At 75.6% G+C, this 15,406-nt stretch carries 1 protein-coding gene; it reads right to left on the reverse strand.

What is annotated here, in order from left to right:
- Positions 1-119: 119 nt before the first annotated feature.
- Positions 120-15,404 carry a toxin glutamine deamidase domain-containing protein gene (locus tag ACH4PY_RS09025; protein ID WP_398177823.1) on the reverse strand — a complete coding sequence of 5,095 codons (15,285 nt, stop codon included), beginning with the start codon at positions 15,402-15,404 and terminating at the stop codon, positions 120-122.
- Positions 15,405-15,406 lie beyond the last annotated feature (2 nt).

Genomic DNA, 15,406 nt, shown 5'->3' on the forward strand with positions numbered 1-15,406 from the left:
CCGATTCTCCTCCTCATGTCCCCTTGCCGGGTGGTGTGTTGCCGTGCGGTGCCGCCGGTCTGCGCCGCTGGTGCGTGGCCGGTACGCCGCCGTTGTCGTGCTGCTCTGCACGATACGGGTCACGGACCGGCTTCCGGTGTCGTGATCACGTCCTGGTCCTCTCCGGTCAGGATGGCGAGCACCTGATCGGACACCGGGGACGGCTTCGGGTGCTGCCCGACGAAAGGCCCTGGGTGCTGCCCCGCGAACGGCTCCGGGCCCGGTACTGCGGCCGGTTCCGGGTCGTGCCGCGGCCCGCCGAACAGCGCCGGCGCTCCCGGCCCGCCGCCGCCCGTGACCGAAGGGGCCCCGCCCGGCGGCCGCGTCAGGTCCACGCGCAGCGGCGGCCCGGGCAGGGGCCCGTCCTCGTCCTCGGCGGAGACGGGCAGCGGGTCGACCGTGACGTCCCCGGTGGCGGTGTGCAGGACGAGCGGGCGGCCCAGCGCCGACGCGACCACCCGCGCCGTCAGCAGTCCTGTGGGGGAGTCGGGCCGGGCACCCGAGACCATGGCATGGAACAGCGGTTCCACCTCACCACCGATCGCCGCCACCTGCTCCGCCAGCGTTCCCAGGTTGCCGATGTCCAGGGCCCAGTCCACAGCCCGCTCGCGCACCTCCGGGGCCGACGGCGCGTCCGGCGTCCCCGACAGCGCCGCCGCGACGTGCCCGTAGAGGCTGCCGGCGGCCGGGGCTCCCGGCGGCGGTCCGAATCTCAGCAGGGCGAGGTGCCGTCCCAGGCGGATCTCGGGGGTGGACAGGGCCAGTGCCTGGGCGCCGTGGACGCGGTGTTCCTGCGCGATGCCAACCCGGATGCCGTCGAACGGGCCGTCCAGCGGCGCCGACACCGCGTGCGAGGCCACGTTGACCCGCTTGCCGCCGAGGATGTCCGCGCTCTTCCTCGGCAGTTGGGTGGTGGCCGGTCCCAGGTCGCCGCCGTGCGGGCGCAGGAACTCCTCGGACCGGAACGTGCCGGCGTCGCCCGGCCGGTACGCCGACCGGTAGGGGCCGAGCTTCACGCCCTTCTTGGCGCCGCGTGGATTGCTGCCCAGGTCGTTGTTGAAGTAGCGGCCGATGTGGTTGGCCAGGCCCTGCTGCGGCAGCTTGTTCTTGGTGAGGAGGTCGTGGGCCAGGCGGGAGACGTCCGTGACGGTGGCGCCTTCGCGGTAGTCGGTGACGAAGGCGAGGCCGCGTTCGGGCAGCCGGCCGTTCTCGGCGTCGCCGCGGGCCTGCTGGACGATCTCCTCCCGGCTCCTCGGCAGATGCGCGGGACCGCTTCCCGGCGTGCGGGTGGCGGGGACGTCCACGGTGTGCGGGAGGCCCTGGAGCTGCGGCTCGTAACGCTGCCCGAGTTCCCAGGCGTTGAGGCGGTTGAGGTCCTGGGCGAGCCGGGCGAACTCGGCCTGGCCCTCGCCGAAGCGCAGGCGCGGCCCCTGGTCGGTGTCCAGCAGGGTCGCGGGCCCGTCGACGAAGAGGTTGGGCTCGGGGGCGTAGGGGAGCAGCGGGTGGATGCGGGCCTGCTGCTCGCGGTCGGCCATGTCGGCCTGGACGGCCCGGTCCAACCGGAGCAGGAACTCGGCGCGTCGCATCGGGTCCGACCACTGCTCCGGGACGTCCTGCCGGGACGGCCCGGCGTCGTCGGTGTCCATGGCGTCGTCGTCGCCGTCCTGCTCCCCGTCCTCGCCGCCTTCCTGCGCGGGCCGGGCGAGGCGGGCGTCGATGCGTTGGACGAGGCCGTCCATGTCCGCGGCGTCCGGCACCCGGTAGCCGCCGGCCATCATCAACGGCCGCACCGGGCGCGGCGGGTCGCTCATCTCCTCGTCGGCTTCGGCGTCGGTGTCGGAGCCGTGCGCCGATCCGGCGTCGGAGTCGTCGCCGTGGTCGGCGAGCAGCCCGGCGAAGTGGTCGAACACGTGGGCGCCGGAGGGCACCAGCCGGGAGGAGTCGTCGAAGTCCTGCACGGAGACGTACGGGTGGCGGTTGCGCGTCATGAACGAGGCCACCAGCGCACGCGTCTGCGGGCTGTGCAGGACGTCGTTGCGCATCCGGCCGAACGGGAACGCGCCGCGGAAGGTCGAGCCGACCAGCGCCACGGGTGCCGGGTACCCCTCGATGACGGGTGCGGCGGCGGCCATCGCCTCGCGCAGTGCCGCCACCTCGTCCTCCGGCGCGTTCACGCCGATGACGAACGCGACGTCGGTGTGGCCGTACCCCCGCAGCCCGGCGGTCATCCGCTGGAGCACGGCGGGCAGGTCGCCCAGGTTCCGGTGGCCGACCATCGCGTTCACGACGAACGCGAGGTCGCGGTTGCCGTCCACGCTGCGGGAGACGAAGTCGAGGTAACCGTCCTCCGTGAGTGGCCGCGCCGGGCCGCCGGGGACGGCCCGGTGGAAGGCCGGGTTGGCGACGGCCGGCACGTCGGGACGCGGAGCACCGGTGAGGGTGGGGCCGGTCCGGCCGGGGCCGTGGTGCGGAGCGGCGGGCGTGCCGTGGTGCGGGCCGGGAACGCCCGGGTCGCCGGGCTGCGGCTCGGGGCTGCCGGGGCGGGAGTCGTGACCCTGGGGGTTCGCGGGGTCGGAGTCCAGGTCCATCGGGCTGCCGGGGCGGGAGTCGTGGGCCTGGGGGCTGGCGGGGTGGGAGTCGAGGTCCATCGGGCTGCCGGGGCCCGGGGCGAGGTCGGACGACTCGGTGGTGAGGGCTCCGTGGCCCGCGGACGGACCGGGGGCGCCGTCGGCGGGGCCGCCCCCGGGGCGGAGGCCGGGCGCCCGGACGTCCCCGGGGGCCGGGGAGGGCTCGCGTGTCGGCGGGGCGTCGGTCATGTGCACGTCGCCGTCCGGATTCGGCGCGCTCCCGTCCTCGGATGGGCCCGCGGAGACGGTGGCCGGGTCGGGGAGGAGCTGGTTGTCGGGGCCGAGCGCGATCGCGTGGATGGCGTCGGTGGGGGCGATGCCCGACGGCGTGGTGGACCACGCCGCCGACTGGGGATCGATGTACAGGATCTCGCCGTTCCAGTTCACGACGTTGACGGCGTGCCCGTTGTCGCCCTGGCTGGTGCGGATCAGGGCGGCGGAACCGTGACCGGCGCGCACCAGCCGGTCGGCGACGCCGGCCAGGGCGACCGTCCCGTGACCCATGGGCTCCATCAGCCCGTTGGCCCACTCCTGGAGGCGGTGCACTCCGCTGTACGGGGTGTCCGGCTCGCCCGTGGGAACGGTGCGGCGCCCGGCGACCTGGGGGTTGCCGTGCCAGGTGGCGTGGAAGGCCATGGAGGCGTCCACGCAGTTCACGCCCCGCCCCGGGTCGTGGCCGGGACCGGCGGCGTTGATCCGGGGAAGGTAGGCCCGCGGGTCGGCGAAGGGCAGCGGCTCGCCGTCGGTGCCCCGGGGGACGGCGGCGAGCAGCGCGGCGTGCTCCTCCGGGGTGGCCGGCAGGTAGGTGCCGTCCAGGGAGAACGCCCGCACCGGGGCGAAGCCGGGGACCGGGTCCGGCAGCGCGCCGCGGGCGGGGTCCTCCGAGCCGAGGACGCCGGTGCGGTAGACCCGCCGCTGCCGCTTGGCCGGGGGCTCGCCGGGCTCGGCCCGGTGGGACGCCCCGCCCTCCTCCCCGTGCGGCCGGGGCCCGGTCGGAGGCCGCTCGTCGACGGCGGGCTCCGGGTCCTCGGCCCGTCGCTTGCCGCTGCCGGTGCCGCCCGTGGTGGTCACCGGGGCGTGGCCGGACGGGCGGGTGAGGTCGATGTGCAGCGGCGGTCCGGGCGGGGCCTCCAGGTCGCGGGGACCGGTGGGCAGCGGGTCGGCGGTGACGTCGCCCGTCGGGGTGTGCAGGACCAGCGGCCGGTCGAGCGCCGAGGCGATCGCCCTGGCGGCGGTGAGCTGGGGCGGCGTCAGGGTGGTGAAGCCGTCCCGGCTGCCGCCCGTGGCCAGCGCGTGGAAGAGCGACTCGACGTCGCCGCCGTGCGCCGCCCGGTCGGCGAGGGTCCGCAGGTTGCCCGGGTCCAGGGCCCACTGGAGCGCCCGGGACCGCACGTCGCCCGCCGAGGGGCCGCCGCCCGCAGGGGACAGCGCCGAGGCCACCTGCCCGTAGAGGCTCCGGGCCGGCGGCGCGCCCGCGGCGGGGTCGAACCGCACCATCGCCAGCCGGCGGCCGAGCCGGATCTCGGGGGTCGACAGCGCCAGCGCCTGGGCGCCGTAGACACGGTGCTCCTCCGCGATGCCTGCCCGGATGCCGTCGAACGGACCGTCCAGCGGCGCCGACAGCGCCTGCGTCATGACGTTGACCTTCTTGCCGCCCAGGACGTCGGCCTTCTTCCTGGGCAGTTCGGTGGTGGCCGGTCCGGCCTCGGGGCCGTGCGGCCGCAGGAACTCCTCCGCGGTGTACGTGTTCAGCTCGCCGGGCCGGTAGGCCTTGCGGTAGTCGGACAGCTTCAGGCCCTTCTTGGCGCCGCGCGGGTTGCTGCCCAGGTCGTTGTTGAAGTAGCGGCCGAGGTGGTTGGCCAGACCTTCCTGGGCCAGCTTGCCCTTGGTGAGCATGTCGTGCGCGAGGCGCGAGACGTCCGTGACGGTGGCGCCTTCGCGGTAGTCGGTGACGAAGGCGAGGCCGCGTTCGGGCAGCCGGCCGTTCTCGGCGTCGCCGCGCGCCTGCTGGACGATCTCCTCCTGGCTCCGCGGGAGGTGGCCGGACGCGCCGGGGGCACGGGTGGCGGGGACGTCCACGGTGTGCGGGAGGCCCTGGAGCTGGGGTTCGTAACGCTGCCCGAGTTCCCAGGCGTTGAGGCGGTTGAGGTCCTGGGCGAGGCGGGTGAACTCCGCCCTGCCCTCGCCGAAGCGCAGCCGGGGGCCCTGCGCGGTGTCCAGGAGGGTGGCCGGGCCGTCGACGAAGAGGTTGGGCTCGGGGGCGTAGGGGAGCAGCGGGTGGATGAGGGCCTGCTGCTCGCGGTCGGCCATGTCGGCCTGGATGGCGTGGTCCAACCGGGTCAGGAACCGGGCCCGCTGCTCCGGGTCGGACCACTGCTCCGGAACGCCGTGACCGGGCGGCCCGGGGACGTCGTCGGTGTCCATCGCGTCGTCGTCGCCGGTGTCGTGTCCTGGCTGGGCGAAGCGGGCGTCGATGCGCTGGACGAGGTCGCCCATGTCCGGTGCGTCCGGCACCCGGTAGCCGCCCGCCACCATCAACGGCCTGATCGGCCGCGAGGTCGTCTCCATCTCCTCGTCACCGGAATCGGAGCCGTGCACCGATCCGGCGTCGGAGCCGTCGCCCTGGTCGGCGAGCAGCCCGGCGAAGTGGTCGAACACGTGGGCACCGGAGGGAACGCGCCGGGACGAGTCGTCGAAGTCCTGCACGGACACGTACGGATGGTCGCCGTTGCGCATGAACGCCTTGACCAGACCGCGGGTCTGCGGACTGTGCAGGACGTCGTTGCGCATCTGCCCGAACGGGAACGCGCCGCGGAACGTCGAGGGGACGAGGGCGACGGGGACGGTCAGTCCGTCGACGACCGGCTGCGCGGCCGCCAGCGCCTGCCGCAGCTCCGCCACCTCGCCTTCCGGCGCGTTGACGCCGATGACGAACGCCACCTTGCCGGGGAAGCCCTGGAGGCCCTCGGTGACCCGGTTCAGCACCGTGCCGAGGGAGCCCAGCCCGCGGTACCCCACCATCATGTTGACGACGAACGCCAGCCCGCGGTCGGAGCCGACGCTGTGCGAGACGAAGTCGAGGTAGTCCTGCTCGGAGATCGGCGAGCCGTCACGGTCGTCGGGGTGAACGGACTGCTGGAACGCGGAGTTGACCGTGGACGGGACGTCCGTCCGCCGCGCCCCGGTGCTGCTCGGTGTCGGCGTCGGTGTCGGCGCCGGGTGGTGCGGCAGCGGCACGGGAGCCTCCGGAGCGGACCGCGCGGGCACGGGGGCGTGCTCGACGGGCGGTACGGGGAGGGGGCCGCTCGGCCGTACGGGGACGGGGGCGCTCTCCGTCGACGGGACGGGCAGCGGGGCGGGCTCGGCGGGAGCCCGGGGCGGGACGGGGAGCGGGGCGTGTTCCACCGGTGGGGCGGGGAGCGGCGAACCCAGCGCGGGGGCCGGCGCGGGCTCCGAACTCGTCGTCACGACGGGGGTGATGGGCTCCACCTCCGCCACCGCCTCCGTCTGCGGGACGGCGCGCTCACCGGGCGGCGGAGTGGCGGGGACCGGGTGGACCTCCGACTGCGGCAGCAGCACCTCACCGTGGACGTCGATGGGCTCCAGCACGTGGTCGCGCGAGCCGTCGTGCACGGTGAGGGTGATACGGGCGGTGCCGCCGAACGCCGCATAGGGCCGGCCGGTGGTGGAGTGCGCGGCGAGCTTGGCCGTCTGGGTGAAGCTCGTGGCCACGTTCCGGCGGTGGTTGACGCCCGCGCCGCCCAGCAGCGAGCCGCCGAACTTGGCCGGTTTCCAGTGCGGGCCGAGCAGGAAGCGCAACCCCAGATCGCGCGAACGGCTCGGCTGGCTCACCCGGATGTGGTTGACCTCGTTGAGCGTGTACGCGTTGGTGCCCTCGTGCTCGATCGTGCGGAAGTCGAGGCCGGTGACGTCGGCCGTCGCGGTGATCCGCAGCGACCCGGACCGGAGCAGCTCGACCTCCGTGCCGCGGCTCATCGCCGGGACGGCACGCTCCAGCCGGGCGTCACCGAGGGCGTGCTCGACACGATCGGCGAGGCGGTCGGTTCGGCCCCCGCCCAGCCGCGTGCGGAGCTGGCGCAGCGCACCGGCGCGGAACCGGCCGCCGTCGACGAGCCTGCGCACGATGCTGTCGCGGCTCAGGCCGCGTTCCGGCAGCCCCCCGCCCGCCCGCTCGCCGGAGCCCTGCCCGTGCTCGTCCGCCCCGAGCCCGAGCCCGTGTCCGTGTCCGTCCGCACCGTCGCCGCCGGCCGGTGTGGGGGTCCGGACGATACCCGGGCGCGGCGCCCAACGGGTGTGCTCCTGGGAGTCCACCTGCGACTGCCGGGTGAGGAAGTCGATGCGCGCCGACCCCGTGCCGGTGACGCGGTCGCCGTGTCCGAGCAGGCCGGAGGGGCGGCTCATCTCCGCGTTCACGGTGGCGGTTCCGACGTGCGCGACGGTGGGCGCCTTCTTGCGGACGACGAGGCCCGAGGCGCCGCTCTCGGTGCGGACGGTCGCCGTCTCCTCGCCGAAGCCGCCGTCGACCCGGCCGAACGCGGACACCCCGGGGGCCCCGGGATGCTGCACGGGCAGCACGTCGCCCTGCACCTGGACGATCATCTGCCAGTTGCTCGCGCTGGTGGTCGAGGTGCTGACCGTGTGGACGGTCTGGCCGCCGGTCAGGAACTCGCCGGTGGTGCCGGTGTCCGACTCCTGCAGCGTGTCGAGGTGGGCGCCGAGGACGACCCGGCCGCCGCGCACCGACTTCAGCTCCACGGTCTGCCGCTCACCGCGGCTCTTCGGGCCGAGTCCGTGCTGCACGGACATCGTCCGTACGTGCGGGGCGAGTTCGGCCCGCACCGCGGGCCATTCGTCGCCGAACACGCGGCGGCCCTCGCCCGCGAGCCCGTCGAGGACATGCGTGGCGATCAGGTCCTCGCCGGGCGTGCGGTGCTCGACCGGTGGCGCAGGGGCGGCCGCGGGCGGCCGGACGGCTTCGGTGCCGGCGTCCTCGCCCCGCGCCGGTACGGGCGTCTCCCGGGGCGGAGCCCCGGCCGGCGTGGACCGGGCCGGCGGTCCCGTCCGGGGCTCGGCCGGCGGTTGCGTCACGGGCTCGGTCGGCGGTCCCGTCCGGGGCCCGGTCGACGGACCGACACCGTTGCCGGGTGCAGGTACGGGCGCGGGTACGGGCGCGGGCGCGGGCGCGGGCACGGGCGTTCGCGTCTCCGGCGGGGCGGCAGGGGCTATGTGCGGGCGGACCTTCAGCACCACCTGGCCCGGGTCGAGGACCGGGTGTGCGGTCGGCGCGGTGCCGTCGGCCAGGTCGGCGGGAGGGTCGGCGGGAGGGGTCGACGGGTAGGCGAACACCCCCTGGAGGCGGACCGGTTCCGGTGCTTCGGGTACACCGGAGAGAAGGTGGGCGCCCAGGTGCTTCTCGTAGGAGATCTCGAACCGGACCGGCTGGCGGAACAGGTCGTGCGGCTCGGCGATCTTGAAGCGCGTCGGTACCCGTTCCTCCTGCTCGCCGCTGGTGCCCTCGCCGGGGTTGCCGGTCAGCCGGGTGCCGTCGCTGTGCAGCGGCGCCTGGACGTCCCGGGGGCGCACGGTGCCGGTGTGGGTGACCTGGACGCTCACCGAACCGTGCGGGAAGGGCACGGCGACCCGGCCGCCGGCGACCCGGCGGAGCGCGTCGTCGTGCAGGTGGCCCTGGGACGACTGGGTCTCGGCCGTGACGTCGGTCTCCAGCTTCTTCGTCGATCCGAGGTACGCGGCCTCCGGCTCGCGCACCGGACGGACCTTCACGGTGAGCCGGCCGCCGGCCACCGGGATGTCGTGCGACCACTCCTGCCCGGACTGGTGGGCGAGCCGGGCGTTGAGCACGTGCGGCCCGAACTCCGACTCGACGCCGCTCATCGCGGTGTCGAGGCCGCCGCCGAGCACCGGCGCCAGGTCGTGCCGGATCGCCTCGACGAGGCCGGTGGACGGGTCCACGCCCAGCAGCACGTCCGACGGGTGCCAGCTCTCCCGCAGCGCGTGCGGCGGCGGCTGCGGCGGCTCGGCCACCCGGACCGGCGGCGTCCAGTTCAGCGCGGGTACGGGCTCGGGCGCCCGCTGCGTGGTCACGGCGGCGCGGAGTGGCGGCGGCGCCTGCTCGCGCGGTGCGCCGCCGGGCTCCGGGGGAGTACCACCGACGGTCTCCGGACGCGGGATCGTCACGGGCTCCAACTCGATCGCGCCGGATTCGTCGCCGGGGCCCGGCGGGACTGTCCCGGGCCGGACCGAGGTCCCGCCCGCATCGGTCGGCACCGCCGAGGTCGGCACCGTGGAGTTCGGCGCCACGGACGACGACGTCGCGGGGGACGACGACGTTGCCGGGGGCGACGGGAAGAACCGGCGGAACGTCAACTTGGCCGGGGACGGGGCCGGTTTCACCGTGGGCGGCACCGGCGCCGGATCGCCGTGCCCGCCAGGTGCCGAAACGGCAGCTGCCGCCGTGGGGTTGACGGGTGTCGCGGTGAGCGGGCCCGCCGCCAGGCCGGTGAGGAAGTGCTTCATGAAGCCGCTCTTGGCCACGGCCGGGGGGATGTTGCCGAAGGCGGTACGGGTGTCCGAGGCGATGTGCGGCGCCGTGCTCTCGGTGGGCAGCGGCGCGGGCCGGGGCGGTGCCGGCGGCCGGACGAAGCCGGCCGGCTGTTCGCGGGTGAACGTCGGCGGCCCGTCGGCGTCGTGCAGCCGTGAGCCCTGCACCTCGCTGAGCGGGATGGCCACCTCGATCGGGAAGAGCCCGGACTCGTGCACGGTCGCCCGGGGCCCGGTCATCGTGCCGTCCAGCCGCACCCAGCCCTCGAAGATCGCCATGGGCTGCTCGAACTTCACCGCCACCACCGACCGGTGCTGGTCGCGTTGCCGGTCGCCGTCCCGGACGGTGTGGCTGCCACCGGCGATCACCTCGCCGAGCACGGTGCCGTCGGCGACGTCCCCGCCCCGGCCGCCGAGGCCGGGCTGGGCGGTGATCTGCCGGGTGGAGGTGCCGGTCACCGCCCGGCCCTGGGTGTGCTCCGTACCGGGGCTGGACAGCGGCTGGATCACCCGGCTGAAGGTCAGCTCGTGGATGTCCGCGGTCAGCGAGGCCCGGGTCGAGGAGCCGGGGCCGGAGAGCCCGCTGCGGGTGAGCGGGCTGTGCTGCGTCATCCCCGGCAGCGCCGCCCGCACCCGGGTCAGGTGGAACCAGCTCGACGCCCGCGGGCGGACGGCGGCCCAGTCACCGCCGAAGGCGCGACGGCCCATCGCGTCGAGCATGCCGTGGAAGCCGCCGAGGTCCAGGTTGGTGACCCGGTCCATGCTGCCGAGGCCGTGCAGCGGCACACTCCCGGCGTCCCCCCTCGGCACCGCCGGCCGGGGCGGCCGGTACGCCGGGCGCGGCGCCCGGTTGCCGTTGCCGTTGCCGTTGCCGCTGCCGGGGACGGTACGGTGGCCGGTGCCGGGCCGCCACCAGGGTCCCGTCGCCTTGGAGTTGTGCTCGGTGGACGGCCCGTCCGGGTGCCAGATCCGTTGCGGCGGCGCGTACACCACGGTGTCGCGGTATCCGGCCGACGGCGTGGTCGCGGACTTCTCGCTCAGCACCTCGAATCCGCCCCGGGTCTCGTGGACGGCTCCCCGGAACGGCGCTCCCGCCGCGGTGGGCGACGTCGAGCCGGGTGCGTGCATGACGAACCGCAGGCGCACCTGGCCGCGCCAGCTCTGGCCCGCTACGGGGTTGGTGACGGTGACGCGCTGCCGGAACTGGTGACTGCCGGACTCGCCGAGCCCGTGGCCGAGGTTCGCGTTGCTGTCGAACCCGCCCGAGAACTGGCCCGTGTCGGTGCCGGCCTGCCCGCGCAGCCGCCCGGGCACCGGGAGCTGGCCGGACCAGGAGACGGTGTCCTGCCGGGTCTGCGTGGTGTCGGTCTCCGACCCGTACTGGAACTCCGTCGTCGCCGTCTCGCCGGTCGGTCGCATCATCGGGCGGCCGGGGTCCTGGCCGTCCCCGGGGCCGCCGGGCGGCCGGACCGCGGACGGCGTGCCCAGCGGCTCGGTGAACCCGTGCACCTCCACCCGGCCGCCCGGGACGCCCTCCAACTCCAGCACCAGCGGCTGCTTGTTGGTCATTCCGTGCAGGTTCGCCTCGATCAGCTCCACGGACAGCCAGGAGTCCACCTCGTTGGCGACCCGGCCCGCCTTCGCGCCGTACGCCTTGGTGAAGGCGTCGGACATCGGGCGGCCGGTGAGGAAGGAGGTGATGCTGCGCCATCCGGGGCGGCCGGCCGGCGCCGTGGCGTGGGCGTCCGGGGCCGGGTCGTCGGGGAGGAGGTGGAAGTCGGTGACGACGTCGGAGCCGCGCAGCGACCGCGACTCCCGCACCCGCGGTGGCCCGTCCGGCCGGGCGGGCGGCGCGATCCGAAGGTCGGAACGGGTGGGCAGCGGCCCCAGGGTGTCGCGCGCCTCGCCCGTCTCGTCCACGGCGTCCCTCGGGGCCGGGGCCGGGGCCGGGGCCGGGGCCGGGGCGATGACGTCCCGGGTGGGGACGGCGACGCGGGTGTCGAAGTCGAAGTCCTCGGTGGTGGGCGGCCGGTCGGCGGGCGAGTCGCTGAACCGGTGGCTGAGCACGGCCCGCACCGTGCCCTCGAACCGGGTGGCCGGCTCCACCGTCTTGCCGCCGCTGATCTGCCGGTCCGCACGCTGGTCGCTCTGCGACCACTGGTACTGGCGGGCGCCGAGCAGCGCCGCGCTGTCCCCCACCCCGTGGCCGCCGATCTGCCCGCGCACCCCGCCGATGACGGTGGTGCGCCCGTCCTGGACGTCCGCCACGGTCTCGGTCGCGTCGGCGCTGTGCTCGAACTCGTACGTGGTGACCGAGTCCTTGTAGCCGAGCCTGGACGCCGCCGAGCTGCCGTCCAGGTGCAGGGACAGGCTGAGCGAGCGGCCCATGCCGAGCGGCACCACCAGCGTGACCGGGCGGCCACCGCGCAGCATCCCCGGGGCCTTCGGGCGCAGGCTGCCGTCCGAGAAGAGCGCCGTCGCCCGCCCCCCGCTGCGGTCCCACGCCGCCTTCCCGCCGGCCTGCTCGATCAGCGTCCGCACCTGCGCGAGCACCGCGTCGCCGGAGTGGAAGTCCTCCATGACGTCGAGCCCGCCCAGCCGCAGGTCGTCCCCGATCCGGGCCGGCAGCGCGGGTTCGGGTTCGGGTTCGGGTTCGGGCGCGGGCCGCGGCTCGACGGGCGGGGGGACGTGCCGCTGCCCCTCGTCCTCCCCCTGGTCCCGGTCCTGGCCGTCCTGCTGCTCCTCCTGCTCCTGCTGGTGATCCTGGCTCTGGTCCTGGTCCTGGACGTCCTGGTGCTCGTCGTGCGGTTCGACGGCGGGTGGCGGTGTCGTGACCACGTGTTCGGCCGGCGGCGGGGGGCCGGTCTCGGTGGGGCGGGGCGGCTCCGGCTCGACCTCGGACCCGGCCGGGGGCGGCGACGGTACCGGGGTCCTGGGCGCGGGCCGCTGCTCGGCCGGGTCCTCCGTCGCGGGCACCGGGTCCGTGGCCCGCGTGCCGCCCTGCCCGGTCGTGGTGAGGGGGCGCGGCGGCGGGACGTCGAAGCGGGCCCGGTAGTCGGTCACCAGCGCCTGCGGGTCCAGGCCCCAGGGGCCCAGGTCGCGGGCGGCGAGCTGGAGGTCGGTGGCCGTGGCCGTAGCGGGGTTCCCCGGGTCGGTGAGGGCCGACTGGTGGGTGTTGTAGGCGTGGGCGTAGGCGTCCCAGGCGTCCAGCGGTTCCGCCGGGGCGCCCTCGCGTGCCTTGCCCTTGGCTTCGCTGGGCCCGGGGCCCTGGGCGTGCTGCCCCAGCGCCCGCCCCCAGGCGGCGCGTTGCTCGGGCCCCAGCGCGGGGAGCGGCGGCTGCGGCAGGGGCCGCGCCTCCGGGACCGGGACGGGCTCGGTCGCCGTCGTGGTCGGCACCTGCCGCGGCGGGGTGAGCGGGTCGTCGTCGCCGTGCCCCGGGGGGTGCTCCGGGGGAGCGGGGACGCGTGTGTCGGTGGTGGTGGTCTCCGTCCGAGGACGCGGTGCCGGGTCGCCGGTCGTGCCGTGGCCGCCCTGGTTGCCGGGAGTCGTCCCCCGACCGGTTCCGAGATCCGTCGTGGAATCCGTCCCGTGACCGGTCCCGAGATCCGTCCCGTTCGCAGGTCCGGTGCGGGGGCCGGGGTCCGTGCCGGACGGGCGGAGGCCGGGGTCCGTGCCGGACGGGTGGGGGGCGAGGTCCGTGCCGGAGGTGCGGATGGGCGGCGCTTCGTCGAGACCGGACCCGTCCGCGGGCGGGGTCTGCCGTCCCGAGCCGCCCTGGAGCCCGCCCTCGCCCCGCGGGCCGGTGGCGGGGCGCGGGGCGGCGGGCGGTTGCTCGGAGACATCCTGCGGGGACGGCGTCCGGCCGTCGGTGGGCGCCGCGGACGGGCCGACCGGTGGGGCGGCAGGCGTGTCGACCGCCGGAGGCACGAGCGGCGGGGCGTCGAGCGTGTTTGTGGTGTCGGTCGTGCCGTTCGTCCCCTGGCCCGGCGTGGTGCTGGGTCCCGGCTGCGCGGTGCCGTCGTGCGCGGGCGCGGGCGGTGGCGGGGCGCCGCCGGGCAGCCGCAGCGGCTGCCCGCCGTTGGCGATCCGTCCGGCGATCTCGAACGCCTGGTGCTTCAGCGGCTGGTGGTGCCAGTCCGGTGGCAACTGCCGGTAGTACGAAGCGACCGTGTCGGAGCCGACGTGCGGGCCGGGCCGTCCGAGGCCGGTCAGCTCGGTGTTGACCTGGTGGACGAGCTCGGAGTGCCGGCCCGGCGACAGCGGGGGCGGTGGCGGCTGGTGGAGGCTGCTGCCGTCCACCGTGGGCACGCGCGTGGGGACCCGTGGACCGTCGGGTCCTGACCCGGCGCCGACCGTGCCGGACACGTGTCCGCCGCCGGAGCCGGACGGCTGGGAGAGCGCGGGCGGGACGTGCAGGGAGTCCGAGCCGGGAGTGTGCCCGTCGGACGAGGTCGTCACCGGGGCCGGGACAGGTGCCGGGTCCCGGGTCGGTGCCGGGTGGGACGACGGGTGCGGGTCGGGCAGCGGCCCTCCGTGGCCACCGCGTCCGCCCCCGCCGCCCCCGCCGACACCGCCGTCGGCACTCCCGTTGACGGGCCCGAGGTGGTCCCCGCCGACCGAGCCGAGGTTCTTCAGGGAATGCAGGGAGGAGCCCAGCCCGGAGCCCAGGGCGTGCGCGTTGATGTGGAGGACGTGGCTGAGCCGGCCACCGACCGCGCCGGCCAGGCCGGTGGCGACGCTCGTGGTGAAGTGGCCGGTCGTGGCGAGGTTGTAGACGCCCTCGGAGAGGTTCTGGTGGCCGGCCTGCAGAACGGTCATGGTGGTGTGGAAGACCATCTTGCGCCGCCAGTCGGAGCCGATCCCGCGGGCGACGCCGTCGCTGAGCGCGCCGCGCAGCCCGCCCAGGCCGCCCGGCAGGCCGGACAGCGCGCCGTCCAGCTCCTGGGCGAGGCCCTTGCGGCCGAAGTTCCGGACGAACGCGTCCGCCCAGCCCTCGCCGATCGCCCGGGCGGTGCCGGCGTCCAGGGTGCGCAGATCCCGGGCGAACAGGTCGCCGATGGAGGAGCGGAACGCGTCGGAGGCGTCCCTGCCGAAGGCCCCGAAGGCGTGGTCGTCGACGAAACGGCCGGTGAGGCCGGAGAAGTCCTTGAGGAACCCGGGTCCGAGCGTCACCGGATCCGGCGTGAGGTGCGGGGGGACCGGGTCCTTGACGCCGCCGTCGCGCGGTCCCGTGCCGAGCGGGCCACCGTGCGGCACCGGTTCGCCGTTCCCGTCGAGGTGCGGGCCGGGCCTGCCGCCGGGCGGCGGCACGCCGTGGTCGCCCGGGCCGTCGCCGAGGCCGCGGAACGGGCCGCCGCCCGGCCCGTGTTCGCCGCCGCCCTTGCCGGGGCCGCCCTTGGCCGGCGGGGGTCTGAGGTCGAGGTCGTGCGAGAGGTTGCCGAAGAGGTTCTTCGCGGTGTCCTTGCCGAAGACCCCGCCCAGCCCTTTGGCCGCCCAGTTGCCGAGGATCGGCACGAACGCGCCGAACGCGCCCTGGACCGCGCCGAACCCGACGGCCTGCTTGATGTAGTCGCCGCCGTGCGAGGTGGTCTCGCCGTCGTTCGACAGCGACCAGCGCACCAGCAGGTCCATCGCAGCGCCCAGGCCGATGTTGAGGGCCTCGTGCTCGGCGATCATCATGGCCAGCCGGCTGATCAGGCTGCGCATGATGGCCCGGTACAGGGCGCGCAGGAACGACTGCTCGATCGCCGCCTGGATCGGGTTGAAGATCGCCAGGATGAGCGTGATCGCCCACTCGGCGAGGAACATCACGGCCTGGGCGATGATCATCCGGTTGGTGTAGTCGACCTGGTAGGCCGACTCGTGCCCGAAGTCCGCCATCGCCGCGGCCGTGTCGCGCAGGTTCTTGATGGCGTCGCCGCCCTTGCCGGAGGCGAACGTCGACATCGCCTGGACGTACGCCTCGCTCCACCGGCCGTCGACGGAGCCGCCGACCGAGCCGGCGATCTTCGCCAGCTCGGCCTGGAGGTCGTCCAGCGCCTCGGCCAGCGCGGTGTTGGGCTCCTCGACGACGGCACGGATCATCGACGCGTCCGCGTCCGGGATGTGCATCCCGGTCAGGGAGACGACGATTCCGTCGAGGAACGGGTCAACGGCCACCG

Source organism: Streptomyces sp. NPDC021224, assembly GCF_044332905.1.
Lineage (GTDB): Bacteria > Actinomycetota > Actinomycetes > Streptomycetales > Streptomycetaceae > Actinacidiphila.